Annotated in this window: 29 protein-coding genes and 1 riboswitch; of the genes, 21 read left to right on the top strand and 8 right to left on the bottom strand. The window is 62.6% G+C overall.

What is annotated here, in order from left to right; genetic code table 11:
• Positions 1 to 143 precede the first annotated feature (143 nt).
• The 6 genes from FJ426_RS25485 to FJ426_RS25460 all read left to right on the top strand — a co-directional run bounded on the left by FJ426_RS25485 (position 144) and on the right by FJ426_RS25460 (position 5534).
• Positions 144 to 797: a hypothetical protein gene (locus FJ426_RS25485; RefSeq protein WP_140623034.1), complete on the top strand. Its 654-nt coding sequence runs from the start codon at positions 144 to 146 to the stop codon at positions 795 to 797.
• A 2-nt stretch (positions 798 to 799) separates the two neighbouring features.
• Positions 800 to 1303, top strand: coding sequence for a hypothetical protein (locus tag FJ426_RS25480; protein ID WP_140557893.1), 504 nt, complete (start codon positions 800 to 802; stop codon positions 1301 to 1303).
• Positions 1303 to 3942, top strand: coding sequence for a hypothetical protein (locus FJ426_RS31510; protein WP_181172782.1), 2640 nt, complete (start codon positions 1303 to 1305; stop codon positions 3940 to 3942). Before FJ426_RS25480 ends, FJ426_RS31510 begins: the two co-directional genes overlap by 1 nt.
• A complete protein-coding gene (locus FJ426_RS25470; RefSeq protein WP_246675598.1) occupies positions 3939 to 4412 on the top strand; it encodes a hypothetical protein in 474 nt (157 codons plus the stop codon). The genes FJ426_RS31510 and FJ426_RS25470 overlap by 4 nt, the downstream gene beginning before the upstream one ends.
• A gap of 28 nt (positions 4413 to 4440) precedes the next feature.
• The gene (locus FJ426_RS25465) at positions 4441 to 4671 is read left to right on the top strand and encodes a hypothetical protein (protein WP_140561074.1); all 231 of its coding nucleotides are present in this window, start codon (positions 4441 to 4443) and stop codon (positions 4669 to 4671) included.
• Between the two features lie 338 nt (positions 4672 to 5009).
• Positions 5010 to 5534: a helix-turn-helix domain-containing protein gene (locus tag FJ426_RS25460; protein ID WP_140561073.1), complete on the top strand. Its 525-nt coding sequence runs from the start codon at positions 5010 to 5012 to the stop codon at positions 5532 to 5534.
• 160 nt (positions 5535 to 5694) lie between these two features.
• On the opposite strand, the gene FJ426_RS31885 is transcribed toward FJ426_RS25460, so the two are convergent.
• Together FJ426_RS31885 and FJ426_RS31505 are read right to left on the bottom strand one after the other, a co-directional pair.
• Entirely contained in the window at positions 5695 to 5865 is a 171-nt protein-coding gene (locus tag FJ426_RS31885) for a hypothetical protein (protein WP_246675597.1), read from the bottom strand.
• A gap of 713 nt (positions 5866 to 6578) precedes the next feature.
• Positions 6579 to 6767 (bottom strand): hypothetical protein, encoded by a 189-nt coding sequence (locus FJ426_RS31505; RefSeq protein ID WP_140557899.1) that lies wholly within the window; start codon positions 6765 to 6767, stop codon positions 6579 to 6581.
• 334 nt (positions 6768 to 7101) lie between these two features.
• Here FJ426_RS31505 and FJ426_RS25450 point away from each other — a divergent pair, with 334 nt between their 5' ends.
• Entirely contained in the window at positions 7102 to 9510 is a 2409-nt protein-coding gene (locus tag FJ426_RS25450; protein WP_140561072.1) for a hypothetical protein, read from the top strand.
• Here the strand turns inward: FJ426_RS25450 and FJ426_RS31630 are convergent, their stop codons facing one another.
• The 4 genes from FJ426_RS31630 to FJ426_RS25440 all read right to left on the bottom strand — a co-directional run bounded on the left by FJ426_RS31630 (position 9511) and on the right by FJ426_RS25440 (position 11909).
• Positions 9511 to 9687, bottom strand: a complete 177-nt coding sequence (locus tag FJ426_RS31630; protein ID WP_181173420.1) for a hypothetical protein — start codon at positions 9685 to 9687, stop codon at positions 9511 to 9513.
• Entirely contained in the window at positions 9687 to 10571 is an 885-nt protein-coding gene (locus FJ426_RS25445) for a hypothetical protein (RefSeq protein ID WP_140825557.1), read from the bottom strand. The genes FJ426_RS31630 and FJ426_RS25445 overlap by 1 nt, the downstream gene beginning before the upstream one ends.
• A gap of 349 nt (positions 10572 to 10920) precedes the next feature.
• Entirely contained in the window at positions 10921 to 11043 is a 123-nt protein-coding gene (locus FJ426_RS32080) for a hypothetical protein (protein ID WP_263486362.1), read from the bottom strand.
• A 38-nt stretch (positions 11044 to 11081) separates the two neighbouring features.
• Complete coding sequence (locus tag FJ426_RS25440; RefSeq protein ID WP_140561070.1) at positions 11082 to 11909, bottom strand: class I SAM-dependent methyltransferase; 828 nt, start codon at positions 11907 to 11909, stop codon at positions 11082 to 11084.
• 182 nt (positions 11910 to 12091) lie between these two features.
• Here FJ426_RS25440 and FJ426_RS25435 point away from each other — a divergent pair, with 182 nt between their 5' ends.
• From FJ426_RS25435 to msrA, 6 genes are all read left to right on the top strand, one after another.
• On the top strand, positions 12092 to 12829 hold the full coding sequence (locus FJ426_RS25435) for a glycoside hydrolase family 108 protein (protein ID WP_181172781.1): 738 nt from the start codon (positions 12092 to 12094) through the stop codon (positions 12827 to 12829).
• 2 nt (positions 12830 to 12831) lie between these two features.
• Positions 12832 to 13032, top strand: coding sequence for a hypothetical protein (locus FJ426_RS25430; protein WP_140499933.1), 201 nt, complete (start codon positions 12832 to 12834; stop codon positions 13030 to 13032).
• Complete coding sequence (locus tag FJ426_RS25425) at positions 13029 to 13268, top strand: ABC transporter permease (protein WP_140561069.1); 240 nt, start codon at positions 13029 to 13031, stop codon at positions 13266 to 13268. The genes FJ426_RS25430 and FJ426_RS25425 overlap by 4 nt, the downstream gene beginning before the upstream one ends.
• Positions 13253 to 13453, top strand: coding sequence for a hypothetical protein (locus FJ426_RS25420; RefSeq protein WP_140561068.1), 201 nt, complete (start codon positions 13253 to 13255; stop codon positions 13451 to 13453). Before FJ426_RS25425 ends, FJ426_RS25420 begins: the two co-directional genes overlap by 16 nt.
• Positions 13454 to 13553: 100 nt before the next feature.
• On the top strand, positions 13554 to 13865 hold the full coding sequence (locus FJ426_RS25415) for a hypothetical protein (RefSeq protein ID WP_140561129.1): 312 nt from the start codon (positions 13554 to 13556) through the stop codon (positions 13863 to 13865).
• 182 nt (positions 13866 to 14047) lie between these two features.
• Positions 14048 to 14566: a peptide-methionine (S)-S-oxide reductase MsrA gene (msrA, locus tag FJ426_RS25410; RefSeq protein ID WP_140561067.1), complete on the top strand. Its 519-nt coding sequence runs from the start codon at positions 14048 to 14050 to the stop codon at positions 14564 to 14566.
• A gap of 139 nt (positions 14567 to 14705) precedes the next feature.
• Here msrA and FJ426_RS25405 read toward each other — a convergent pair whose 3' ends face one another.
• Entirely contained in the window at positions 14706 to 15023 is a 318-nt protein-coding gene (locus tag FJ426_RS25405; protein WP_140515911.1) for a hypothetical protein, read from the bottom strand.
• Positions 15024 to 15241: 218 nt separating this feature from the next.
• A riboswitch (TPP riboswitch) is annotated at positions 15242 to 15355 on the top strand.
• Between FJ426_RS25405 and FJ426_RS25400 the strand changes: the two genes are divergently transcribed.
• The 4 genes from FJ426_RS25400 (at position 15346) to FJ426_RS25385 (ending at position 18587) form a co-directional block, all read left to right on the top strand.
• Entirely contained in the window at positions 15346 to 15954 is a 609-nt protein-coding gene (locus FJ426_RS25400) for a YkoF family thiamine/hydroxymethylpyrimidine-binding protein (RefSeq protein ID WP_140561066.1), read from the top strand. It overlaps the preceding riboswitch by 10 nt.
• 98 nt (positions 15955 to 16052) lie before the next feature.
• Positions 16053 to 16808 carry an ABC transporter permease gene (locus tag FJ426_RS25395; protein ID WP_140521594.1) on the top strand — a complete coding sequence of 252 codons (756 nt, stop codon included), beginning with the start codon at positions 16053 to 16055 and terminating at the stop codon, positions 16806 to 16808.
• The gene (locus FJ426_RS25390) at positions 16805 to 17572 is read left to right on the top strand and encodes an ABC transporter ATP-binding protein (RefSeq protein WP_140500163.1); all 768 of its coding nucleotides are present in this window, start codon (positions 16805 to 16807) and stop codon (positions 17570 to 17572) included. Before FJ426_RS25395 ends, FJ426_RS25390 begins: the two co-directional genes overlap by 4 nt.
• Positions 17565 to 18587, top strand: coding sequence for an ABC transporter substrate-binding protein (locus FJ426_RS25385; protein WP_140825556.1), 1023 nt, complete (start codon positions 17565 to 17567; stop codon positions 18585 to 18587). The genes FJ426_RS25390 and FJ426_RS25385 overlap by 8 nt, the downstream gene beginning before the upstream one ends.
• 167 nt (positions 18588 to 18754) lie before the next feature.
• On the opposite strand, the gene FJ426_RS25380 is transcribed toward FJ426_RS25385, so the two are convergent.
• Positions 18755 to 21157 (bottom strand): tetratricopeptide repeat protein, encoded by a 2403-nt coding sequence (locus tag FJ426_RS25380; protein ID WP_140561064.1) that lies wholly within the window; start codon positions 21155 to 21157, stop codon positions 18755 to 18757.
• Between the two features lie 422 nt (positions 21158 to 21579).
• Between FJ426_RS25380 and FJ426_RS25370 the strand changes: the two genes are divergently transcribed.
• The 4 genes from FJ426_RS25370 (at position 21580) to FJ426_RS25355 (ending at position 24986) form a co-directional block, all read left to right on the top strand.
• On the top strand, positions 21580 to 21744 hold the full coding sequence (locus tag FJ426_RS25370; protein ID WP_023757858.1) for a DUF3309 family protein: 165 nt from the start codon (positions 21580 to 21582) through the stop codon (positions 21742 to 21744).
• A 480-nt stretch (positions 21745 to 22224) separates the two neighbouring features.
• Positions 22225 to 22950, top strand: coding sequence for a GntR family transcriptional regulator (locus FJ426_RS25365; protein WP_140561063.1), 726 nt, complete (start codon positions 22225 to 22227; stop codon positions 22948 to 22950).
• A gap of 3 nt (positions 22951 to 22953) precedes the next feature.
• On the top strand, positions 22954 to 24006 hold the full coding sequence (locus FJ426_RS25360; RefSeq protein ID WP_140561062.1) for an ADP-ribosylglycohydrolase family protein: 1053 nt from the start codon (positions 22954 to 22956) through the stop codon (positions 24004 to 24006).
• On the top strand, positions 24003 to 24986 hold the full coding sequence (locus FJ426_RS25355; RefSeq protein ID WP_140561061.1) for a PfkB family carbohydrate kinase: 984 nt from the start codon (positions 24003 to 24005) through the stop codon (positions 24984 to 24986). The genes FJ426_RS25360 and FJ426_RS25355 overlap by 4 nt, the downstream gene beginning before the upstream one ends.
• The last annotated feature ends 7 nt before the right edge of the window (positions 24987 to 24993 follow it).

The following is a 24993-nucleotide window of genomic DNA, read 5'->3' as shown; positions in this document are numbered from 1 at the left end:
CCTCGCCCCACTTGGTGGGGCGAAGAACCCAGGCTGAATCAACGCCGCGATCCTTCGCGCCTACCTCTGCCCTGCCAATCTCCTCCACAAGGGGGGGAGATCGGCGCTCCACCGCCTCCAGCCCACCACAAGGAACCCATCCCGTGACCACATCCCCCCATGCCGAACAGCTCGGCAGGGCGCGGACGGCTGCCGAATATGCTGCCGTCATCGCCTTGCTCGATGCCGACCTCAATGATGCGATCGCCCGCCGGCGCGGCTGCGAACAGGCCGAGGACCGCGCCGTTTTCGGCGACGGCGATCTCTCCGCCGCGCGCATCGCGCTGGACGACTGCAACGACGTCGTCGCGCTGCTGGAGAAGATCATCGCGGCAGCGGACAAATGCCGTGCCGCGGCCGCCGCGGCAGAGGCGCGCGCCGCCGTCGAGGCGCTGGGCGGGCAAGCGAAAGCCAAGGCGGAGGTGCTGACCGAGCGCTGGCGCGCCGTGCGCCGCCTGGTCGAGCTGTTGCGCCAGGAACTGTTCGAGGCCGATGCGCTCGCCCGCGCGCTCGCCACCGCCAACGGCCTCTTCGACGCCGCCGGCATGCCTGACCTGAAGGTGAACCTGGCCGTTGCCCGCCGCGCCGCCATGGCCGGGCCGCGCGCGGCGGCGCCGGCGCGCCTCAGCCGCCCGGCAATCCAGGCCGACAGGCTGCTTCTGTCGTTCACCAACCCCGGCGGCGCGCTCGACCCGCGACCGGCGCTCGGTGCGCGCCCGGCCAGGAAAACCCCCATTGCCGCATCCCAGCGAGGCTGACCATGTGCACATTAGCCCTTCTCGGCACGGCCATCTCCGTGGGTGGCGCATTGATCGAAGGCCGGCAGCAAAACCAGGCGGCCGGTTACCAGGCCAAGGCCTACGGGCAGCAGGCGCAGGCCGATGCGCAGAGTGCCGCCTTCGAACAGAGCCAGGAGCGCCACAGGCAGGATCTGCTGCTTTCGGAGGCGCGGGCCCGGGCGGGCGCCTCCGGCGTCGGCCTGTCGGGCTCGCCGGCCGAGGTGCTGGCGGCCAATGCCAGGCAAGGCCAGCTCGACCTGAAGGCGATCCAGTACGGCTCGGCGCTGCGCCGGAACACTCTCGACAGCCAGGCGGCGCTCGCGCGCTACTCCGGCAGGCAGGCCGCGGCGGCGTCGATCTTCAAGGCCGGCGGCAGCCTCGTGTCCGGTCTCTCCCGTCTCTACGACCCGACCAAGGCCGTGACCTTCGGCAAGGGCGCCTTCCCGCAGGCGCCGGGCGGCGCCTTCAAGGGGGGCCTCTACTGATGGCGACGATTCCTCTCCAGCTTGCCCAGCGCCGGCTCGAGGCCGGCAATGGCGTTTCCTATCCCGAGGGGTCGCCGGCCGGCAGGGCGATGCAGGATCTTGGCGACGAGCTCTCGGCCGTCGCCGAGCGCTACCGGCAGATGAAGGAGCGGCAGGAAGCGTTCGACGCGGAGCTGGCGCGCCGCCGGTTCGCCGAGCGCATCGCGCAGGCGGAAGACGAGGTGGCGGCGAATGCGCCGGCCGACGGCAGCGGCCTGCACGATGCGATGTATGGCGAGGTCGACCCGCGCAGCGGGCAGGTGGTCAAGCCCGGCCTGTTCGACACGCTGTTCGACGAGACTCTGCCTGAGATACCCGAGAGCCGGCGGGCCGCTTTCGCCAGGCAGAAGGAGCCGATGCGCGCGGCCGGCTCGCCGCGCATGGCGCAGCGGCAGCAGGAGCAGCGCGATGAGTATGAGCTGGCGGAGTGGGCGAAGGTCGACACCATGTCCACCAGCTCCATCGCAAAAGGCGACCCGAACGACATCGGAGCTTTCGAGGCGATCCGGCAGAACGGGTCCGATCTGATCGCCAAGATCGGAAACCCGGTTATCAGGCAAGCGGCGGAAGTGACCTGGCGCAGCAACACGGCCAAGGCACTGGTTCAGGCGATGATCGCCCAGGATCCGAAGCGGGCCGCCGAGATGTTGGGCGGGGCGCAAGCTGGAAGCCGGCTCAAGTATGATACGGCGGAGGCCGTTGATGGCTCTAATGCCTCGGGCATCTCTAATGCAGCTATAGCAGATGGTGCTGGCAAGCTGACGCCGGTTAACAGTAGTGCGCAGGCGTTCGACCGAAGCATCTCGTCGACCCCGGATGACAAGTCGGCCATCCCCCTGGATGCCATTACCTACTTGAAGCCCGGCGATCTTGCAGCACTAAGGGATCAGGCCAACACGGCCACCGCTGCACAATTGGTCGATGCCCGCGCCAAGGTGCAGCTGGCGGAGCAGAACGCTCCGGCTGTCATCGCCAGTACCGGCGAATATCCCGAGGAGAGACCTACCGCACAGGATTTCGTCAATATCTATGGCCTCAAGGAGGGCGCCGAGCACTTCCAGGCCTTCGACACGACATCCAATGTTGCCGCTGCGGTCTTCGATATGCGCCGCGCGCCGAACCAGGCGATACACGCTCAGCTCCGAGACTTTGAGCCCGGTCCCAATGGCTCGCAGGAAGAGTGGGCGCGATACGAAGTAAGGATGGGCGGCGCGGAATTCGTTCTGAGCGCCAGGCGGGCCGACCCTGTCGCCTATGTCAGCCAAATGCTCCCGGGCCGGGCTCCCGACTGGGACAAGATCACCACTCCCGAGGGCTATAAAGCCGCCATCACCTGGGTCGTTGCAGCCCAGGGGGAGATGGGTTTCGACAAGATATTGCCGTTGCCGTGGACTGCCGCGGAAAGCCTTGCTGCGAAATTCATCGATCCAAGCGTGCCGTGGCGGCAGCGCATGACCGATCTGAGCACGATTTTTCTGGCGGTCCGCGATCCACGCCTGCGCTTCGGGATGGCCGAGCAATTGTTTGCCTCCGGCTTGCCTCGGCTGCGACAGAACGCGGCAACCGATCCGAAGCTGACACCAGCAGATATCCAGGCACGAGAAGATGCCTTGGCGGCCGCCCTGTTGGCCGTCGCATTGCATCCGGCTCGATCACAATACAATGCTGCGTCGTTTTGGCTGCAACCTGTCCAAGCCGCCGATGACGTGGCCCGGCTGATGGCCAAAGGGATGACTCTCGGCCACGCGGATAAAGCCGCGGCCAGCCTCAGTTCGCTTTTTTCCGACAAAAGCTACGAGGAGTTGCTCGCTGCCGAACGAGCCGCGACCGAAGATGCCGAAGACCGGGCAGGGTCGGCAGCCCTGCCGGCGGAACTCCTTGGTGGTGTCATCGCCGGACATGGTCTGGCGAGTTCGGGCATCACTCTCACAGGCAGGTTGGGCACCGCAGCCTTGGAGGGCCTGACCGGCCTGGCCGCACGAACCGCCCTCGCCGGCGGCGAGGGTGCAATATATGGCGCCACATATGCGCACGGCCTGGATGAGGACATGCTGCGCGGTGCAGCCGCTGGGGCCCTTTGGGGGGCCGGCGGCAATGTCCTTGCCGAGGGGCTCAGCGAGATCCGTAGGCAGGTGACGGCGAGGCTCACCGGCTCGCTGGAAGGCTCGACAGCATCTGAATTTGTGGACAGCAGACCCGCTGAAGAGGCAACCGACGCACTGCGAAATGAAGGCGTTCCGACGGCGACGGAAGTCGAGGCGTTGGAACGCTTTCCTACCACAGGGAATCCGGCTGCAAAAATCTCTGACGAGGACGATCTAAAGCTTGTTGCGACCAAGCGCACGACCACGAACAGAGCTCTTCGTAAAGAATGGGAACTACTGCACGGCAAACCCTGGCCCAAAGATCCCAAGACAGGTCGAAATATGGATGTTTCCCATGAGAAAGCTCTGGCCGACGGTGGGCTAGATCACGTATCAAATATTAAGGCTCGTACCAGGGAAGAGCACATAAGGGTCCACATGGAAGCCGGCGATTTTCAGCGTTGGGCTAGGAGACGATGGCTGCGGGCTAAGATAAGTAGTGGAGAGAAATTGTGAACAAAATTACCCCGGATCTGAGTAAAGTAAGCCGCCTTCCTCTACCAGCAGACGACCCAGATGCAGATGGTGACCTTGACAACGCTCTTCTGGAGGCTCGTGAATATATCAAATCACACGACTGGGTAAGGAGAATAGAAGGTGAGTATTTCGGGTATGGTGCCGAAGGGATAATATACATTTTTCTCTTCGAGATTTCACCCGGGAAACCAGATGTGCCACGATGGATATGGGTGCTCGTCGGTGATGTACCCCCAGCATACATGCCCGGCGACGATTTGGAGACCCCGTACGAGGCGCTAGACGGATATATCGGTGCAATGGACGAGTGGGTTGAAGCCGCCCGGCAAGGGAAATCCGTTGCGAAACTAATCCCCGTTAACGTCCCGGCGAATCCCGCCAACGCCGAGATGTTGGGTGGACGGCTTAAATTCCTCGACGAAAAGATTCTGCCGCTGCTTCAAGAATGATGTGTCGGCAGGCAGAAGGGCCTAAGATATGGATAAATGGAAGTTCGAAGATCCAGAAAATTTGGCCGTCATATCGACCCGAAAAATATTTGGTGGTGGCGGCTGGATTGCCTACGCCTCACATGATGCTGATGATGAGTCGTGGCAATTCTACGGAGATGAAGCTGAAGTTGATCAAGGCGACCTAATTTTGGTAGCCACAATATATGGTGCTGCGTCTGTCCCCTTCTCCTGGTCGACTAGCGTAGGCTGGGGCTAAGTTGGCACGATTCGGGTGTTGTCAGTATCTCGCCAATTCGGAGATCGGTCAGGCCTTGACGCTCGCCAGCACCGGACATATTTTCTATAAGCAAGTTGCGTAGGGATCGCGTTTGCAGCCCGATGACGTGGAACTCATTCTGGACGCCGACATCTCGGAGGACCCATGCCTCCTCTTTGATGTCGTCACGCCGGATGGCGTGCTTCAGCTATTGGGAGAAGTGGAAATGGGCGGCAACCATCTGGTCGTCCGTGACCTCCATATTGGGGGCGATGCCCAGGTCCAATGGGGTTGGTCCAACTTGCGCAGGCTCGGTCGAGTGATCGCGGAGAAGCTTAATGTCGACTACATCGAAGTTCATGGAGCGGTTCGGACAACGGGTGCGAACCCGGGACGTCGTCCGGGTGTCGTCAGGCTCTCCCGTCCGGCTGAGCCTCAGCTTTCTACACGGCGCGAATACTCCTGAAGCTGCTCGGGTTCTCGTCAGGAGGCATCTGCCGCTGAGGACGGCCCATGCGGTCCTCACGGAGATGGTCGATCACGGCAAGGCGTTCGTGACCGTTCCTTGCGTCGACGACCTGCGAGCACTAAAGGACGAACTCTCGTCCGCAGGAGTGATCGCGAAGGTTCATGCGCCGCGGCCGATAAGCGTTCGCGAAGTTCGGGATAGCACGAAGCTGTCCCAGGAGGCGTTCTCCGTGAGGTATGGCCTTGATCTGGCAACGCTTCGAAACTGGGAGCAAGGCCGCTCGGAACCGGATGCAGCTGCGAATACTCTCCTTTGGACCATCGCCCGGAATCCGGAGGCAGTCGAAAAATCGCTCGACATGGAGGACGAAGTGGCGGCGCCGTCTCCCTGGTAATCCAAACCATGGTTGCCGACCGTCTCGACCGCTCCGGCGATCCATATCTGGTTGGCTTTGCTGCTGCTGCCACCCATCTCCAGCGCGTCCTCCTTGCGCCGATATGGGATGGCGGACTCGTCCACGTCGACAGTTCCGAAAAGCGGTGTCCGGTTTACCATTACCCGCCGGAGCTTGCGGAGCACCAGCCGACGGTTTTGTAGGAGACACCCAGCTTAGGCTGTAGCTGCAGCGCTGAAATGGAGTTGGAGTGCGTCGCCCTCAGGTACGCCGCCAGGAACCATTTGCGCAGCGGCGGGTGCGTGCCCTGCATGACGGTCCCAGCGATCATGGAGGCTGTTTCCAGCACCCAGGCCTGTCCCCTTTGCCTGCGCATCCGAAGCCACGGCCGGGCCTCGAGGCGCCATGCTTTTCCGGAATCGCAGCATGGGCATGTGAAGCCGCCCGGCCAGCGCTTGTTGAACAGGTAGTCGGCGCTCCACGAACTCCTCGATCGACGATGGCTTGTCGTTCTTCACCGGGAGAGCTAGTTCCGACACCCAAATTCCTGGTGGGGTGAATTTCTGGCCAGTCGGCGCCCGATGCCGAAGAATACAATTTTAAGCAAATGTTTCCGGATTGGTCTATTCTGTTACCTGGCGGCAGTTCAGGTGCAATACAGCGGAAACACCCACGGAACACCTTGGCATTAGGGCTGCCAGTGCACTTCGATGGCGCAGCTGGCAGCTCTGCGATGTATAATATTAGCTAGGCGTAAACTTTGGCATGTTCGTTGCACCTTACCCCTTAAGGGGGCCACAGGGGTTGGAACCGATGTATCGAAATGACACAGAACTGTTCGCGCGGGCGAGCGAGCGGGGCATTACGATCTATCAACGCTCGAAAACGGTGTGGATTGCGGCCGGAAGCTACCGGGACCGCGAATATGCGGTGAAGGGGCGGACACCCGCCCTTGCGCTCGCATTGTGGAAGGAGGCCACCAGATACAGCGGGTCGGGACTTTAGAGCCTGTCTTTGCCGTCTGGATGACGCCTTAAAGGCGATCTAGACGCCCGCTACGCGACAGAACATCTGCAAAGCCGTCAGGGCGCGGGCCTCGGTCGGCTCTTCGCCTGCTGCCTGTGAATCCGCCGGCGCCGCTACCGCTCCAACGGATTTGTACCGGGAAGCGAACGGCCTTTCTTCTGCCGTGCGGTTGTCGTTTGCAGCGACGACAATCGCGGATTTTTTCATCGGAAATCACACCTTGTGGAAGCGCTGCGACATTGACGCTCCCATAGCGCAAGCCACCGCAGTGCGCGGGTGTTAACACGGCAGCCAGTCCGGGAGCAAGCCGGCATTGCTGCTTGTTCAGGAAGTGCGTGCCCAAGGACAGAAAACCGACCGCTGAATTGTCTCTCGCCTGGCCGAGCGATCGTGACCAAACTTCTCAAGGAAGAACCTGAATGACCGTGGCGCCGTGGCCGCACGGGCCAGCGCTTATCCCCTCCGAACCCATCGCCAAGCCGCCAACCAACCCGAATTCCAAGCCTTGCTTTCGCGAGGCTTTTTTTATGGAGCAAGCCTCATGGCCCGACCCGCAACTGCCGCCGTTCGCCTGCTGACGGGCGAGCGCGAACCCGTGCGCCTGGCGACGACGGCAAACCTGGAGACGGTCATCGTCGACGGCGTTGCCTGGATCCTCGGCCTGAAGACGATCGACGGGGTTTTGACCGCCGTCGGCGACCGGGTATTGGTCAAGAACCAGTCGGACGCCCAGCTGAACGGCATCTATACGGCGAGCGAGGGCTACTGGTACCGCGCGGCCGACGCCCGCACCGCGCGCACGATGCAGAAGGGAACGACCGTTCACGTGCAGGAGGGGGTTGTTTCGGGTGGCTTGGTCTACGCTTTCCAGACCCTCAACCCGGTGATCGGCACGAGCGACATCGTGATCTCCTACTATCTGTCGGATGATCCGCTCGGGGATATCGGCGGAGCGCTGGCGGCAGTCATCCACATCGCGGAACTCGCGCGCGACCTGGCCCAGCAATATGCCGCCGACGCCGCGCAGGTTTCGGGCGTCAACGTGCCGATCTACGCATCCGTGGCGACAGCATCGGGCTCGACGATTGCTGCCGGCGTCAAGAGCATCAGGACCCAATTCTACGCCCCGGTCTTCACGACCCCGGCAACCCTGGTGGGCGGCGCCAACTATGCCCGCATGTCGCGCGCGGCGATCACCGCCGGCGGCTACCCGGCGCTGGCCTATTTCCGCTCCGCCGACCGTTTCATGCCGGACGGGACGACCGATGCGGTCAATGGCGGGTTTTGGGTGTTGAATGAAAGCGTCGTTGACTTACGTCAACTGGGCAGCGGGTTCGGCAACGCAGCGGCCGACACCGCGGCGCTGATTGCGGCGGTCCAGATCGTCGACGGCAAGGATCGCGGCACAATCCGCCTGCCACCAACGAATATCACGATCAACCAAACGATCGACATCGCTCTCGGACTATTCGATGTTGAAGGCTTCGGCCGGGACGTTTCGACCATCACAAGCGCAATGATCAATGGCGCGCCGCTGTTCCGTCTGGTCGGCCACACATTGCGGCTCGGATTTCGCGATTTTAAAGCGCTTGGCAATCAATTGACCGGGGCCGCCGGCAACGGCCATGCCTTCGCGCTATGGGATACGGATGGTTTTCAAAGCGGCTCTGCACTGCCGCAGGGCGTCGTCATGGAGCGCATCTGCATCGACGGCTTCCGTGGCACTGGGCCAGAGGGGGGGCCGCTCGACAGCTTGGGCACCATCGCGGCTTGTGGTGTCAACAACAAGGGCGGCCTCGGCTGCACGTTCCGTGACATCGAGATACTTCGGTGTGGCGGCGGCATGTACATGGGCTACACCCAAAATTGCCTCATCGACAGCCCGCTCTTCTCCCAGATCGACCGTTTCGGCATTCTCGATTACCGTGCGGCATCACTTCGTATTCAGAACGGCGACGTGCAGGACTGCTGTGGCGACGGCACAAATCTGGCCGTTCCAGAGGCGATGCCCTGCGCCAACATTATCTCTTTCTTTGGCAATGGGACGATCATCGAAGGGGTGAAGACGAAGGGGGCCGGTGGCAACTGCCAGATTTATGTCGTCCACGGGGCTGGCATCAAGGTCGATAAAAACTGGCTCCAAGTTTACATGCTCAACGATGTGCCGCACAACGGCATCATCATCCATAGGACGACTGGCTTCTCTTGCGACAACAATACGTTCGCGATGTCTCAGTCTACCTATGTGGCTAGTCAGAAAAACCAGGGCATTCAGATCACCAACGATCAGGCCAACGACCCGGTGAGCGGATCGGTGCGCGGCAACCAGTTTACGTTCTCTCCAGGCATGGGTATCTCGTCCTTCATTCGCATCGGGGCACCTTCAGGCAATCGCCTGTTCAGCGGCTTGATTGTGGAGGGGAACGTCTTTGGCGGCTTCCTCCCACCGAGCTCCGGCCTCACCGTCGACAACGGCATTCTTGTGGAGAATGCCAAGCTTATCGGGTGTCGTATTGCTAACAACGTCTTCGATGCCACAAACGGAGTGACGTTCACCAACGGCATCCGCTTTGCCAACGTCACCGATGGCGGCAAGAACTGGCTCGCGGGCAATGCGATGAACCTTAGCCTGGGCACGATCACCACGCCCTTCAACGGCATATCTGAAAGCGAGCTCCGCACCATTGGACAGGTATTCCTCAATCCGACGCCAGGCATCCCGACGGGGACAAGTCTGACTGTGCAGGTTGCCGTACCAGGTGCCGTTCGTGGTGACTTGGTAACGGGCATTGGATTTAGCGCCGACCTGCTGGGCTGCACGATTAAGTACGCCGGGGTCGTCACCGCTGACATTGTCGACATAATCATTGCAAACGATACAGGGGTAACGAAGGACCCTGGCAGCGGCGTGATGACTGTTGTGGTCCGCAAATGGCAGTTCGGAGGCTAATCAACGGATCAACGAATCACCAAAGAACATAGCCAGGAGGTTGCCGGCGACCATCAACCAGAAGAAGGCTTGGAAAAACGCGTTCCTCCAGACTAAGCCGAACACCTCGACACATGCAATCCGCCAACGATCTCCTTCGGCAAGATACTGGTGGGCCATCCATCGCAAGGTTTTCATTAGAGAATACCTTTGGCCCAATAGCCGAAGAAAACAACCTGTGACGCGAGAGCCGCAATTAGTGTAAGGCGGCGCCAGTGAAGATCGGGAATGCTGGAGATTGCAACCGCAAGCGCTGGAATCGCAAGAGCGACGAACCGGATGCCATTCTGATTGTAGAGGTACATCCCGAAGCAGAGTGATGAAGCGAGAACTACAACAAACGCGGCAAACTTCCTGCTGAACAGGTGATCAAAGAAGAGGAAAGGGACAGCATACGCCGTTACCATCATCGTCAGCAGGAATCCGCTCGTAGCAATTTCTATCGTCGCTCGCCTGTCGCCGATCGAGCCCAGAAGGTAGCTTTTGAGGATGGTCACGGCGACAACTATGGCCGCTATATAGCATGTCGAAATTAGCACATGTCGGCGCCCGCAAATATCGGAGCCCGTGATAATTTGGCCCACTGCGAACGCGCCGGCAAAGACCAGAACCGCAGAATGAATAAAGGGTGCAATTCCCACCAATGCATATTTGACCAGGCGCCATGGCAATAGGAGGGCCAGATAGATTGCGGCCATGGCGACAGCCGACCGTACTTGAGAGAATACGAGATCGATTAACTGAGGGTGGATTAGCAAAAGGATGTAGGCTGGGGACGAGGCCTTGACTGACACGTAGACGCTGATGACTACCAAGGAGATTAAGGTCAGGGTAGAAAAGATGCTGGCTAGTTCGAAGCTCTCTTTGAGAGCGTAGATACCCTTCCGCCAAAGGTATTCTTGGGCATACCAATCGATCAGTGAAGCGGTATCAGGAGAAACATAGTATGCCCTTTTGTCGAAATTCTGGATGTAGTTCTGCAGATCGGGAAATGGCGTTCCTCTGACCATCACCCAGTTCACCATCCATATGCACAGGGCAACCGCTACGCCGATCGTGGGCTTTGTCAGTCTTTGTAGCTTCCCCATAGTCTGACGAGTCTGGGAGGCATACGATTGGTTCACCCACATTTCATGCCCGACGCGCCAGCATAGTCTTCTCTCAAAGTGTTCATCTTGAGTTGCAATTTTCTAACCATGTGCGGTCAGGCGCGCAAGGCGATCTTAAGTTTGACACACATCGACAATTATCGCTGGTCGACAGAGCGGTAGCTTTCCAACCTAAACCAAGCCGAGCCGGCGATTGAAACCCATGGCCGCGCGGTCAGGCTCAATCGCTGGGTGGCGCGCTAGGTCGGTTTCTTGCGCAGGATCAGCAATGCTTCGTCGCCATCGGGAAGTACGGCACCTTCAGGTAGTGATCGGCCGCCGTGGGGCTGATATCGATGTTCCGGCGCATGCCGAGATAAAGCCTGCGGGCGATATTTCTGAGCAAGGTCTCGCCTCCGATGGTTTATCCGGGCTGTCGTCTCGTCACCGCCTGATGCCCCAGGCATAGGTTCTTTGCTTGGACGCGTTCAGACGGCGCACCTCGTACCGGCCCTGCCGCTCGATCTCGGCGACCGCTTCGACCACGCCGTCGAAGGACCCCGGCGTGACGTCGTCGAATACGACCATGTCGCCCTCGCGCTGAACGCCCGAAACGCAGCGATGCTCGGCCAGCACGTTCTTCCTGGTGTGCTGCGCGTCGATGAAGGCGAAGTGGATCCGGTTCACGCCGACCCTGGGCAATTGAAGGAGTGAATCGCCCTGCAGGAAGACGATCCGGTCGGCCAGCGGCTGCCACGGCCGAAGCAGTTCGGCGCGCGACTTCCTGCCGTCATGGTCGTCAATGCAATTCCAGTAGAAGCGATGATGGTGCGGCAGGACGTCGAGCGTGACGACATGCCCGCAGGCGCCGGCATCGGCGAGTGCCTTGGCCATGCAGATCGCGGAGAAACCACGCGCGGTGCCGGTCTCGACGACGGTGGTGAACGGCCTTGGGCTGTCGGCCAGCTGGCGGCGAAGAAGACTGTAGAGCACCCGCCCGTGCGGGTAGGCGAGCGCGCTGGTCTTGATGGTGATCTGGGTGTGGAGGGCCAGTTCGTCGAGCCAGTCGCGATCGACGGCAAAGCCGGTTTCGGCCTCGAGCCTGTCGATCTCAGCGAATGAGACGCGCCGGGTGGCTTCGAACAGCCTCAGATATTCCTTTTTCGAGGCACGCGGCGCCGAGCCCAGCGGGTCGACGTTCCAGCGGCGATCGATGGCGGCCGACAGGCTGTTGAAGGCCAGGCGCCGCGCGGCGCCAACAAAGTCTCTCATCCCAGACCTGTTCGTCCCAAAATTGTATTTTTTCTAACCATGCGCCGGCCGGCGCGCAAGGCGACCTCCGGTTTTGACGCACTGCAAGTAGGCACCGAGGCGCGCGCAACGGCGACTATCCGCACTCCTGTGCTGCCGGCGATCACCCACTCACCCATCCACCAGAAATCGAAAGGGATATCATGGACCGCAATTTTACGTGGGCGCTTGCGCTCGTCCTCAAATCCGAAGGCGGCTGGTCGGACAATCCGGCCGATCCGGGCGGCGCCACCATGAAGGGCGTCACGCTCGCCAATTTCCGCCGCTACGTGAAGGCGGACGCCGTCAAGGCGGATCTCAGGAAGATCAGCGATGCCCAGCTCGCCACGGTGTACCGCCGCTTCTACTGGGATGCGGTGGCTGGCGCCGAGTTGCCCGACGGCGTGGACTACGCGGTGTTCGACTATGCCGTGAACAGTGGGCCAAGCAGGGCGGCGAAATATCTTCAAGCAGTGGTCGGCACCGCCCAGGACGGCCGCATCGGGCCCGAGACGCTCGCGGCCGTCGGTTCCCGACCGGCCGCCGTCGTCATCGACAATCTCTGCGATGCCCGCCTGGATTTCCTGAAGCGGCTTCCGACCTGGCCGACTTTCGGCAAAGGCTGGTCGAGCCGGGTCGGATCCGTCCGCGCACAGGCGCTGCTGCTGACGGCTGTCGGGGCAGGCGAGGCATCGGCCACGCGGCCAGATCCTGCGCCGACCGCTGCTGCGGCGGCGCCGGGCGGCGCTGCTGCCACAGGTGCCGTCGAACCGGTCGCGGCGGCGCCTGCCGGCGCCAACATCCCAGCCGCCGCCAAGGCGGGCGGGATCATTGTCGCGTGCCTGCTCGTCGCCTACGCCGCCTGGCACCACGTCGCCGCCGCCTTGCAAAGAATGTTCTGATCATGGCCACGACAACCCAGCCGACCATCCGTCCGACCAACAAGCTGACGGCCGCGACCATCGCCGCCGCCGCCGTTTCGATTTCGGGCGTCTTCGTACGCAATGTCTGGCCGTCCTGGTACGATGCCGAGACATGGGCCACGCTGCTGCCGTTGGCCGTCTTTGCCGTCGGCTATCTCGTCAAGGACGCGCCAAACCAATGAGCGCGCTCCTCTCCTTCCTGCTCAGCAATTCGACCGTTTTCGGCATCGGCGCAGCCATCATCGCTGCGTTTGGCTGGGGTGTTCGCCAGCGGCTTGCCGGGGAACGCGCCGAACGCAGCCGGCAGGCTGCGGCCGAGGCGGCGGCGCGCGACGTCGCCGATCAGGTTGACAACGATATCGGCGCGCTGCCCGCCGCCACTGCCCGAAAGGAGCTCAGGTCATGGGCAAGGGATTGATTGTCGCAGCGGCCGCAGCACTTGTCGCGGTAGCCGGCTGCACCACCGTCACCGGCGGATTTTGCGCGGTCTCGAGCCCGATGCGCTTGTCCGCATCCGCCGTTGCAGCGCTGTCGGATGCGGAAGTCCGGATGCTGCTGGCGCACAACCGCAAGGGCGAGAAACTGTGCGGGTGGAAACCATGACGATCGTATTGCCGCTCGATTCGGGCCCTGCTGCCCCGGGACTGCTCATCTTCGGTGCCGGATCGGTCATTCTGTTTCCTGATCGCGAGACAATGAAATGATGCATGATATTTTCGACCTGCTCGGCATCAAGGTGCCGGTGGTGGTCGCCGGCCTTTCCGGCGGCATATTGCGCGCGCTGTCGCGCCACCGCTACAAACCGCGCGAGATGGTGGCCTCGCCGATCTGCGGCGCGCTAGCCGCCGCCTATCTGACGCTGCCCGTGGTCCAGTATTCCCGCGCCATGGGCCTGCCGATGGCCAATGACGACACCACGACGCTGGCGGCCGCATTCCTCATCGGCGTCTGCGCGATGTGGATCTCGGATATCGTATTCGAGGTCGTGGTGCGCAGGTTCAAGCCTGGGGAGTGACGCCGCGCGTCCGTGGTGATCGGCAGCAGGACGCGCCCATCGACTGGACGAAGCCGACGACAATGCCCATCTATGGGAAATCCTGGAGCGGCTGTCATAGCGCCGGGCCTCCAGTTTTATCGTGCGCAATTCCGACGGAAACGGCTACAACCTTTCCCGGAGTTGCTTTGGGGAGATTTGATATGGCGACTGCAAGCGAACGCGCGGTGCTTGCCGGCGGCTGTTTCTGGGGCATGCAGGATCTGATCCGACGCATCCCGGGCGTCCTGTCCACGCGCGTCGGCTACAGCGGCGGCGACGTGCCTGATGCCACCTACCGAAACCATGGCACCCATGCCGAAGCCATCGAGATCAATTTCGATCCCGCCAGTGTGAGCTACCGTACGCTGCTGGAGTTCTTCTTCCAGATTCATGATCCGACGACACGCAACCGCCAGGGCAACGATGTGGGGATGAGCTACCGTTCGGCGATCTACTACACCACCGATGAGCAGAAGCGCGTCGCCGAAGACACTATCGCCGACGTCGACGCCTCGGACCTGTGGCCCGGCAAGGTGGTCACCGAGGTGGCTCCGGCCGGCGCGTTCTGGGAAGCCGAACCCGAGCATCAGGACTATCTGCAGAAATACCCGAACGGCTACACCTGTCATTTCGTCAGGCCGGGCTGGAAGCTGCCGGTTCGCGAAAAGGCTGTTTCGTAGACGGCGCCCGAACCGAGACGAAGGCCGATGGCGGTTTACGTCTCAGGCGCCTGCCTGTTCGGCGAGGGTGAAACATAAAGAGACGGAAACGCCACGGAACAGACGCCCCGTGGCGTTCTCCAGCAGTTTCGGCGAATGGCTACTTGCCGCAATGCTTGTCATTGACGGTCGGCGAAGCGGTGCCCGGAGCGGTGTGGCTGGCATCCGGCTGAGCACCTTGTGGGCTGGCCGGACAGTTCCGGTCCGCGTTCGAATTCATGCCGTCGGGCATGACGGTCGTGCTGCCGGTCGTGCCAGGATCCACCGTGTTCGGCGATGCCGGCGTGTTCGGGTCGACCGTGACCGACTGGCCGCTGCCGGGCCCATTATTGGCGCCGTTTCCGCCAGCACTTTGCGCCATCGCCGAAGTCGCGAGACCAATGGTAAGAGCCGAAGCTGCGAGGATTTTCATGAGCATGGTTTGTCTCCATTTCTGTGAAGTCTTCGCTCGTTTCCACGAAGTTCGTCGCGTTTGCGACTATAGGGACAACCACTCGTCGTGGCTAAGGTTCCGGACAAATTTCCCTCAAGACCGGGCCCGACGGAACCGCCCATAAATCAGGCCTGGCGCAATGCATTTCCGGCGATGGTCCTGAAAAAACAGCTTTCATAGCCGCCCGATTGGTGCTTTAACGCGTCCATCCACAGGGGTGCTCCGTACGGTCGGGGCTGAGACGGGGGCGGCAAGCCCACAGACCCTAGAAGCTGATCTGGGTAATACCAGCGGAGCGAGGCGGGCGATGTTTTCAGGCGCACAGATTTCCCTATATCCCATGTCCGGCGATTTTGTCGGCGTCATCCTTGGCGCGCTCGGGGCACTGGACCCTTATCGTGATCGACTGCGGATCGAGACCGACGATATCTCGACCTTGCTTGTCGGGCCGCCCGAGGTGCTGTTTCCTGCCATGCGCGACCTGTTCGTGGCGGCAGCGCGCAGCGGCAAGCATTGCGTGCTTTCGGCCGCCATCTCGCGCGGCTGCCCGGGCGAGCCGGACGATCCGATCTGCCGCTCCGACGCGTTTGGCGGACCTGCCGGGCCGCTCGGCCCGCGCAAGGAAGCGGCTATCGCCGCCGTGCGCGGCGTGGCCGTCACCGGCCAGCCGGCGGCGGCGCAGTTCTCGCTTTACGTCATGGGCACCGGCGACCACATGGACGAGATCTATGGCTGCATCGACTTCCTGAAGCAGTCGGGCGTATATGAGCGCTCCAAGCATTTCTGCACAAAGTTGCGCGGCGACGCAGGCGCCATTTTTACCGCACTCAACGAGGCCTTTTGCCGCTTCGGGCCGGGTGCCGGTCACGTAACGCTCGACGTCACCGTCTCGGCCAACAGCCCCACCGCCGTCTGACGGCGCGCCCCGCGCCATCCGCTCCGGGTACCTGCGTGTCCTCCCCGTCCGCCCCTTCGCGTCCGATCGTGGACCTCATCGCCAGAACCGCTCCGGCGATGCTTTCGGTGGGGCTGCTGCTAGCCGCGTGGGAACTCTATGCGCGCTTTGGTGGCATCAAGCCGACAATCCTCCCGGCGCCATCGCGCGTCTTCGCTCAGGCAATGCTCAACCGGCACGCGCTGGCCGATAACGCCGTGCCAACCCTCCGTGCCACGCTCGCAGGCTTTGCCTGTTCGCTCGGCGGTGCCTTTGCGATGTCGATATTGATCGACTTCTCCCAGCCATTGCGGCGCGCCCTTTTTCCGGTCTTCGTGGTCAGCCAGACCTTGCCGCTGGTGGCGATTGCACCGCTGGTGGTGCTGTGGTTCGGCTTTGGGCTGATGCCCAAGATCATGCTGGTGGCGCTGGTCACCTTCTTTCCGATGTTGGTGGCTTTGGCCGAAGGATATGAGGCGACGGAGGCTGAGATCGGCCAAATGCTGCGCGCCATGGGGGCAGGGCGCTGGCGTGTCTTCGTCCTGGCGCGGCTGCCCTCGGCGCTGCCCTACTTCTTCGCCGGTGTCAGGATCTCGATCACCTATGCTGTCGTGGGCGCCATCTTCGCCGAATATGCGGGCGCGGCGAAGGGCCTCGGCATCTACATGCTCAACGCCAAGAACAACTTCCGCCCGGACCTGGTGCTGGCCGCCGTCGCCGTCAGCGCCGTGCTGACGCTCGTCCTGTTCGGGCTGACGATGCTGGTCCAGCGCCTTGCCATGCCATGGGAACGGACCGCCGGCGGGCGGGCCGCAGGAAAGGGGCCGTGGCGATGAACCGGCTCGAACTGCGACATGTGCGCAAGGCCTTCGAAGGACTCGACGTGCTTGCCGACATTTCGCTCAGCGTCGGCGCCGGCGAATTCGTCTCCATTCTGGGCCCCTCCGGCGCCGGCAAGTCGACGCTGTTCCAGCTTCTGACCGGCGCGCTTCACGGCGAGGGCGAGATATTCTTCGACGGCAAGCCGCTCGATGACCACGGCCGGCATTTCGCTTTCATGCCGCAGCGCGACGCGTTGATGCCTTGGCGGCGCATTCTTGACAACGCCACACTCGGGCTTGAGGTGCAAGGTGTCAGGCGCAAGGCTGCCCGCGCTCGCGTTGCTCCGCTGTTCGAGGAATTCGGGCTTGCCGGTTTCGAACGGCATTTTCCGGCGCAGCTTTCCGGCGGCATGCGCCAGCGCGCGGCCTTGCTGCGCACCGTGGTGCAGGAACGCGATATGCTGCTGCTCGACGAGCCATTCGGCGCACTCGATGCCCTGACCCGCGCCGCCATGCAACGCTGGTTGGAACAGATGTGGCGGCGCCACTGCTGGACGGCGCTGCTGATCACCCACGACGTGCGCGAAGCTGTGTTCCTGTCCGACCGCATCTATGTGCTTTCGGCGCGGCCGGCGCGCGTCGTCGCTGAGATCACCGTGCCGCTGCCGCGTCCACGCGAACTGGCCGGCGGCGCTGCACGGCAGGCCGGCACCCTCGAAGCCGAGATCCTCGACATCCTCCTCAACCCGAGCCACCAGAAGGACACGGACCATGACTGACCTGACGCGCCGGCAAGCCTTGCTGCTTACTGCCGCTGCCGGCCTTCCCCTTGTAGCCCGGCCAGGCCGATCTCTTGCCCAGGCGGCCGCCCGGAAAGTAACGGTGGCGCTGGACTGGACGGTCAACACCAACCATATCGGCCTGTTCGTCGCTCGCGACAAAGGGTTTTACAGCGAGGCCGGCCTCGAGGTCGACATCCTGCCCTACAGCGATACCGGTGCAGGCACGCTGGTTGCCAACCGCGTTGCCGATTTCGGCATCAACGGCTCCATCGGCCTCTTCACCCAGAAAACCGCCGGCGCCGATCTCAAGGCGGTCTATGCCGTGGTGCAGTCCGAAACCGGACGGCTGGTGTTCAATGCAGCGCGTGACGAGATCAAAACCCCCAGGGATCTTGACGGCCTGACCTATGGCGGTTTCGGCAGTGCCTGGGAAAACGCGCTGATCTCGACCATCATCCGTCACGACGGCGGCAAGGGGGCTTTCGAAACGGTGACGCTCGGCACGTCCGCCTATGAGGCGCTGGCCAACGGTTCGGTCGACTTCACGTTGGAGGTCTCGACCTGGGAAGGCGTCGAGGCAGAACTGAAAGGCGTCAAACAGCGAAGCTTCGTCTATGCCGACTACGGCGTGCCCGACGAGCACACCACGCTGATCTCCTCTAGCGATGCGTATCTGCGTGCAAATCCGGAATTGGCGTCGGGCTTCATACGGGCAACGCGGCGCGGCTACCAGTTCACCGTCGATCATCCCGAAGAAGCGGCCACACTGCTGATCGCGGCCAACAAGGGTGCCCTGACCAATCCGGCATTGATCCACGCCTCGCTGAAGACGCTGATCGACGGGCACTATCTGCGCCGGCAAAACGGCGCCATAGGCAGCATGGACCCGGCCAAGATGGAAGCGATCGGTTCCTATCTCTTCGCCGCCGGCATCCTCCGGAACGGGGACGGCGAGCCCGTTGCCCGGCAACCGGATTTTGGCAACTATTTCAGTAACTTCTATCTGGGGTAGGGATCAAACCGCATCGGGCGCCAGCGCTGCTCAAGCTGATTGCCTTTCGTCAGTCTCGTCAGAGCTGCGCCCAAGGCAAACCTTTAAGGCAATAAAGCACAGAGCGGCGACTGCCATTACGCCCAAACCACTCCAACGAAAAATCCGCACCCTCCCGAAAAGCCCGTCTAATCTACCCCAAGGCTCAGTGCCTTCTTGCGATCGGCCTGAGCACGCTTGCGGTTGCCCTTGGCTTCCCACGCCCGGCTCCGCGCCTCGTAGGCGGTTGCGAAATCCGGCTTGAGCCTTATCGCCTGGCTGAAATCCGCGATGGCCCCTTCATAGTCCGCTCTGCTGGTTCGGATCACGCCTCGACCGAAATAGCCAAAGGGGTTCTTGTGATCGAGGCTGATGGCCTTTTCGAAATCGCGCAGCGCGGCGACGTCCTCGTGCCCTCCCATCCACAGGAGGCCTCGATCGGCATAGACCCTTGCGTCCGCGGGGTTGAGATTGATGGCCTTTTCGAAGTCGGCAAACGCCCCGTCGTAGTTCTCCTGGAAACTGAGGTTCTGGCCGCGACTGTAGTAGGTCTCGGCTATCTTCGGATTGATCGCGATCGCCTGCGTGTAATCGGCAACAGCATGAGCATAATCGTTCTTCGCCTCCCAAGCCATGGCCCGGGCCAGATAGGCGTCATGAAATGCCGGGACCAGTGCGATCGCCTTGCCATACAGGGCTATGGCGCCGTCATAGTCATTTTTCTCATACAGCCTCCGACCCTTGGCGAAAAGCGCCTTGGCGGCCGAATCAGTATCGCTCGGTGCGGCCGAACCGGCGGCTGAACTGGCGGTGGCCGCCGCCGAGCTGACGGCGCCGAGCGTGGCGGCCGCCATATCGCCCTGTCCCTTCGCAGCCACAGCCGCCTTGCGGGCGACCGCGTAATCGCGATTGTCGGGATCGAGCTTGATCGCCTGGCCGAAGTCGGCGATTGCCTCGTCATAGTCCTTCATGTCAGCACGCGCCATGCCGCGCCCATAATAGCTGGCGTCGTCTTTCGGATCGATCTCGATGGCTATCGAATAGGCGGCAATCGCGCGCCCCGCGTCGCCCTTGGCGTGCCAGGCCATGCCGATGCAGAAGTAGGCGTCGCGCGCCTTTGGATCGAGTGTTGAAGCCCGGCTGCAATCGGCAAGAGCGCTTTCGGCATCGCCTGACGTGATCTTGGCGAGGCCCCGGCGAGAATGAGCCGCAGCAAAATTGGGGGCGAGCTGGATGACCGTGTCGTAATCGGCGATCGCTTGCTCGTAAACGCGTTTGGCGGCCTGGGCCTTGCCGCGGCCGTAATAGGCGAACCGGTTGTTCGGATCGAGCGCAATCGCTTTGTTGTAGGCGCCGATCGCCTGATCGTACTTGCCCATGTCCAGGAAGGCATCGCCGCCAAGGATCGCTTCGAGGGCGCGCGGATCGGTCGCCTCCAGAACCCTTGCGGCCAGCGTGTCTTGGGTGGCAGTGATATCCGGAACGACGGCTCGCTGCTTTTGCTGTTGGGTGTCCGGCAACGGTGCCGGCTTGCTTTGGTCGGCGGCAAGCTGAGCGCCGCAGCTTCCTGCCCGCGTCGGATCAAGCTCGATGGCGCGCAGGCAATCCGCCGCCGCTCCGGCGCTGTCTCCCTTGAGTGTCCTTGCGCGGCTGCGCCCGAGATAGGCGTCCGCATTGTCGGGATCGAGGCTGATCGCCTTGTCGAAATCGAGAAGCGCGCCCTCGAGGCCATACTTCGACAGCCGCATCCCCGCACGCTCGATCAAGGTCTTTGCGGCTGCGCGATTGCTGGTCGTATCCTTGGCGGCGGATAAGTCCTCGCCGGGCGCCTGTTCAGCATCGTCATCGGTGACAGTGGGATCGAACTCACTCTCGGCGGCGCGGGCGATACCGCGTTTGACATTGGCCAATATGTTGTTGGGATCGATACGGACCGCCTCGTCATACTCGGCCAGGGCCTGTTTCGGGTCGCCCATCCTGTCCCAGGCGATGCCCAGGCCCGCATGCGCCTTGCCATTCTGAGGGTCCGCCTCGATTGCCTGTTGGAAATCGATGATGGCCGCGTCGATCTTGCCCTTGTGCAGGAAGGCGAGGCCACGGTTGCTGTAGGCATCGCTGGAAGACGGCTCCAGGCTGATGGCGATGTTGAAGTCCGCGATCGCACGGTCGTCGTCTCCATTGCTGAACCAGTCGGCGCCGCGGTTGAGATACGCGGAAGCGTCGTTCGGATCGAGCGCGATCGCCTCGCTGTAGTCGGCGATCGATCGGTCGTATTGCTTCTGGTCGCCGAGAGCGACGCCCCGTTGGAAATAGGCTGTGGCGCGGCTGCGCGCCGGCTCTGCGGCGTCCTCCGCAATCGCGGAGCAGGCAACAATGCGCTTGTCCGGCTCGATGTCCTCGCCGAAGCAGGTTGCATAATCCTTCTCGGCTGCGAGCGCAGGCGTGTTCCGGGCGAGAGCGGCGCCAAGCCCGGCTGAGGGCCACCGGTCGGGCGCAAGGCTTGTCATCGCGATCGCGGCGGCGAGGAGCCGCGCATCCTTCCACCTCATCATATCGCTGGTCCCCCCAAAACTTTAATCCGCCTTGGCAGCTAGGTTCCCTACTGTTCCTTATTTGTTCCAGAAATGCAAGCATGAATTGCAAATCCGCTCTCACAGATCTGACGATGCAAGATCGAGATAAGTCGAAGTGGATCCGATCTTGACGCTCAACTGCCTGTTTTTGCTGTCGGCTTTTTCCTTCTACAATCTCGCCGTCCACGTCGTGATCACGTACCTTCAGCTGTATCGTATCCTGCGCGGTGGCCGGTCGGAAAGCCCGCCGTTGCGGCAAGACTGCTGCACGAATTGCGCCGTCGCCTTCTCGACGTCCTGCATTAGGTGGAACGCGAACGCGTTCAAAGCGTTGTCTGTGAGCAACATTCTCAACCCAGAAGTGCCGAACCGGCGCGCAAGTGCCTGCGGGAGTGGAAGCCATGAGTCTTGGAACCATCCTTATCATCATCCTTATCCTCGCCCTGCTCGGCGGCTTCAGCGGCCTCGGCGGCGGTCCGTTCTACGGAACCGGTTATTATGGTGGCGGCGGGCTGGGGCTTGTGTTGCTGATCGTCATTATTCTGGTCGTGCTCGGACGCATCTAAAGCGCGTCGTGCACGTCGTTCTCACAAGGCGAGAGCCCGCTTTTGGGCGACATGCATCGTTTGGGCGACATGCATTGGTCGCTAATCGCGATCCCGTGACCAATGTCGATGCCGGTGCGCACCGGATCGTGATGCGGGCAAACAGGCTTGTGATCGGGCCTCTGGCGAAACTCCCGTAAGGTGATTTCGGTCCACACCCCCCGTGGAAAGCAAGAGGAGAGGTCCCACCCCTTGTCCTCCTCCAAGGCCCGCCCCGGTTCCCGGAGCGGGCTTTCGTTCTTCTGCCGGTAGGGTCACCGCAGCAGGATCGCGACACGGTGCGACGCGTCCAGCACTGGGGAAATTCCTTCTTCGTTGCCGCCTGCGGCCGGCGGATCGTCGAAAGCAGTGCATCGGGGCACATGACCCGTCCCATTGACAAGTCCGCTATACGAGGAGAGATTAAACAGGACTAGACAGGTTCACTATACAGGTACGAATATGAAGCGGAGCGCGATCAAACTGTCTCCCGGCACGGGCAAGCCCGAGCAGATCGCCACCGTTCTGGAACACGAGATCCGCTCCGGCGTGCTGGGTTTCGGCGACCGTCTGCAAAGCGAAAACGAACTCGTGCAGCGTTTCTCCGTCAGCCGCAACACGGTGCGCAAAGGCTTGGAGGAACTTTCCAGCCGCGGATTGATCACCACAAAGGTCGGTATCGGCTCCTTCGTCACCTTTGACGGCAAGCCGGTCGATGATGCGATCGGCTGGTCGCGCGCGCTGGCCAATGCCGGCGCCAACGCCGATACCCGGACGCTGCGACTGGAGGTGATCGAGGACCCCGAGCTTGCCGTGCTGTTAGGCATCGAAAGCCCCCTCTTCATCGCCGTCGACCGGGTTCGCACCAATGCCAGCGACGGCCATGCCATCTCCATCGAACGCAGCCGCCTGCCGCTGTCGCCCGAGCTGGAGGACGTGCCGCTGCGCGGCCTGCGCGAAGGCTCGCTGCACCAGACGCTGCGCGAAGCGGGGCTTGTACCCGACCATGGCGAGGAGTGGGTCGACATCGAGATGTTGAACGCCCATGACGCCGCTATCCTCGGCTGCGCGCAAGGCACACCCTTCCTGCGTGGCCGTCGCCTGACGCGCGCGGCCGATGAGCGGCCGGTCGAATATGTCACCAGCCTGCTCAATCCCGCCCATTTCGCGCTGCATATGAGGTTCTGAGCGATGCCGGAGAACGAGCTTGAGATGGACCGCGCCATGGGTGCGCTCGTCGGCGGGGCGCTGGGCGACGCGCTCGGCATGCCGACGCAGCTTCTGTCGCCTCAGCGCATCGCCGAACTCTACGGCCATGTCGAGGATTTCGTCGCGCCCTTTGCCGATCATCCGGTGTCGAAAGGGCTGCCGGCCGGGACTATCACCGACGATACCGAGCAGGCGCTGCTGCTCGGCCGCATCCTGGTTGCCTCAGGCGGCCGCTTTGAGCATGCGCGCTGGGTCAACGCGCTGCTCGACTGGGAGCGCGAGGTCAAGGCGCGCGGCAGCTACGATCTGTTGGGACCGTCGACCAAGCGTGCCATCGACGCCATCAACAAGGGCGTGCCGGCCGAGGAGGCTGGGCGCGGCGGCGACACCAACGGCGCGGCCATGCGCATCGCGCCGCTCGGCATCATGATGCAGCCGGAGCCGCTGGATGCGCTCGTCGACAAGGTGGCCGAAACCTGCCGGGCGACACACAACACCTCGATCGCCATTGCCTCCGCCGCGGCGGTCGCGGCCGCCGTCAGCCGCGGCATCGCCGGCGGCGACTGGCGCGCCGCGTCCGACAGCGCCGTCGCGGCGGCGAGGCGGGGGGCGACACACGGCCACTGGGTGACCGGCGGCGACATCGCCGCGCGCGTCGCCTGGGCGCAGGATCTGATCCGCGGCAAGGCGCCACGAGACGCGGTCCGGCTGATCACCGATCTGGTCGGCACCGGCGTTGCCAGCCAGGAGTCCGTTCCGGCCGCCTTTGCGGTGCTGGAGGTCGCCGGCGGCGATGCTTGGCAAGCGGCGGTCATCAGCGCCAATCTCGGCGGCGACACCGACACGATCGGCGCCATCGCCGCAGGCATGGCCGGCGCCTGCACCGGCCTTTCACGATTGCCGCAGGACCGCATCGCCCGCCTCAAAGGCTTTGACATGGCGGGCGTTCGTGCGCTCGCCGCCGATCTCGTCGCGGCGCGGACTTCGAACAGCCGCCTGGAGCAGGCCGGCCCCGGCAAGGACGCGGCGGCATGAGCGCGCGTCTCGTCCATATCGGCAGCGCGGTGGTCGACTATGTCTACCGTATCGATGCCTTGCCGGCGCCGGGCACGGAGAAGACGGCTTCGAGCTATGCGCAGGTCGCCGGTGGCGGTTTCAACATGATGGTCGCGGCAATCCGCACCGGGATGAAGGTGGTATTCGCAGGCCAACTCGGCAGCGGACCCAATGGCGACTTCCTGCGCGCCGCCTTCGCCGTCGAAGATATCAACATTCTGACGCAGCCTTCGCCTCTGATGGATAGCGGCAACTGCGTCGCCATGATCTCCAGCGATGCCGAACGCACCTTCGTGTCGTGGCCGGGGGCGGAGAGCGTGCTCAGCCTCGACATGATGGCTCCGGTGCTGGTCTCGACCGAGGATTGGGTGTTCACGTCAGGCTATACGCTGAGCTATCCCGGCAGCCGCGACGCGCTCACCGACTGGATCGAGACGCTGCCGGCGGACATTCCACTTGTCTTCGACCCGACGCCGGTCGTTTCGGACATTTCGCGCGCCACCCTGTCGCGGGTGCTCGCCCGCACGACCTGGCTGAGCTGCAATACGACGGAAGCCGCCGACATTGCCGGCCCGGGCGATGCCGACGCCCTTGCGGCGCGATTGCTTGCCGATCATTGTCCCAAGGCCGACGGCGTCGTCATCCGCTGCGGCGCCAGGGGCTGCCATATCCGACTGGCGGACGGTTCCGCCGGGACCATTCCCGGTTTCAAGGTGGCGGCGGTCGATACCAACGGCGCCGGCGACACTCATATTGGCGCCTTCGTAAGTGCGCTCGCGCGCGGCATGCCGCCTTTCGAGGCGGCGCGCTACGCCAATGCGGCGGCGGCCATTTCGGTCACTCGCCATGGCGGTTCCTCCGCGCCCACAGACGCGGAAATCCAGACTTTCCTGAGTCATGCCGACGGTGGCTCGACCGGCGCGCGAGGCCAGAACCGGAAGGCCCATCAGACAGCCTGACTAAGCC

This window comes from Mesorhizobium sp. B2-6-4 (assembly GCF_006441495.1).
GTDB lineage: Bacteria > Pseudomonadota > Alphaproteobacteria > Rhizobiales > Rhizobiaceae > Mesorhizobium.
Note: the sequence above shows the minus strand (reverse complement) of the source record. Positions and strands in the feature narration are given on the sequence as shown.

Coding starts and splice junctions, on each gene's coding strand:
- FJ426_RS25480 (WP_140557893.1), top strand. CDS start 800: ATGTGCACATTAGCCCTTCTCGGCACGGCCATCTCCGTGGGTGGCGCA.
- FJ426_RS31510 (WP_181172782.1), top strand. CDS start 1,303: ATGGCGACGATTCCTCTCCAGCTTGCCCAGCGCCGGCTCGAGGCCGGC.
- FJ426_RS25465 (WP_140561074.1), top strand. CDS start 4,441: ATGGATAAATGGAAGTTCGAAGATCCAGAAAATTTGGCCGTCATATCG.
- FJ426_RS25460 (WP_140561073.1), top strand. CDS start 5,010: ATGTCGACTACATCGAAGTTCATGGAGCGGTTCGGACAACGGGTGCGA.
- FJ426_RS31885 (WP_246675597.1), bottom strand. CDS start 5,865: ATGATCGCTGGGACCGTCATGCAGGGCACGCACCCGCCGCTGCGCAAA.
- FJ426_RS31505 (WP_140557899.1), bottom strand. CDS start 6,767: ATGAAAAAATCCGCGATTGTCGTCGCTGCAAACGACAACCGCACGGCA.
- FJ426_RS25450 (WP_140561072.1), top strand. CDS start 7,102: ATGGCCCGACCCGCAACTGCCGCCGTTCGCCTGCTGACGGGCGAGCGC.
- FJ426_RS31630 (WP_181173420.1), bottom strand. CDS start 9,687: ATGAAAACCTTGCGATGGATGGCCCACCAGTATCTTGCCGAAGGAGAT.
- FJ426_RS25440 (WP_140561070.1), bottom strand. CDS start 11,909: ATGAGAGACTTTGTTGGCGCCGCGCGGCGCCTGGCCTTCAACAGCCTG.
- FJ426_RS25435 (WP_181172781.1), top strand. CDS start 12,092: ATGGACCGCAATTTTACGTGGGCGCTTGCGCTCGTCCTCAAATCCGAA.
- FJ426_RS25430 (WP_140499933.1), top strand. CDS start 12,832: ATGGCCACGACAACCCAGCCGACCATCCGTCCGACCAACAAGCTGACG.
- FJ426_RS25425 (WP_140561069.1), top strand. CDS start 13,029: ATGAGCGCGCTCCTCTCCTTCCTGCTCAGCAATTCGACCGTTTTCGGC.
- FJ426_RS25420 (WP_140561068.1), top strand. CDS start 13,253: ATGGGCAAGGGATTGATTGTCGCAGCGGCCGCAGCACTTGTCGCGGTA.
- FJ426_RS25415 (WP_140561129.1), top strand. CDS start 13,554: ATGCATGATATTTTCGACCTGCTCGGCATCAAGGTGCCGGTGGTGGTC.
- msrA (WP_140561067.1), top strand. CDS start 14,048: ATGGCGACTGCAAGCGAACGCGCGGTGCTTGCCGGCGGCTGTTTCTGG.
- FJ426_RS25405 (WP_140515911.1), bottom strand. CDS start 15,023: ATGCTCATGAAAATCCTCGCAGCTTCGGCTCTTACCATTGGTCTCGCG.
- FJ426_RS25400 (WP_140561066.1), top strand. CDS start 15,346: ATGTTTTCAGGCGCACAGATTTCCCTATATCCCATGTCCGGCGATTTT.
- FJ426_RS25395 (WP_140521594.1), top strand. CDS start 16,053: ATGCTTTCGGTGGGGCTGCTGCTAGCCGCGTGGGAACTCTATGCGCGC.
- FJ426_RS25390 (WP_140500163.1), top strand. CDS start 16,805: ATGAACCGGCTCGAACTGCGACATGTGCGCAAGGCCTTCGAAGGACTC.
- FJ426_RS25385 (WP_140825556.1), top strand. CDS start 17,565: ATGACTGACCTGACGCGCCGGCAAGCCTTGCTGCTTACTGCCGCTGCC.
- FJ426_RS25380 (WP_140561064.1), bottom strand. CDS start 21,157: ATGATGAGGTGGAAGGATGCGCGGCTCCTCGCCGCCGCGATCGCGATG.
- FJ426_RS25370 (WP_023757858.1), top strand. CDS start 21,580: ATGAGTCTTGGAACCATCCTTATCATCATCCTTATCCTCGCCCTGCTC.
- FJ426_RS25365 (WP_140561063.1), top strand. CDS start 22,225: ATGAAGCGGAGCGCGATCAAACTGTCTCCCGGCACGGGCAAGCCCGAG.
- FJ426_RS25360 (WP_140561062.1), top strand. CDS start 22,954: ATGCCGGAGAACGAGCTTGAGATGGACCGCGCCATGGGTGCGCTCGTC.
- FJ426_RS25355 (WP_140561061.1), top strand. CDS start 24,003: ATGAGCGCGCGTCTCGTCCATATCGGCAGCGCGGTGGTCGACTATGTC.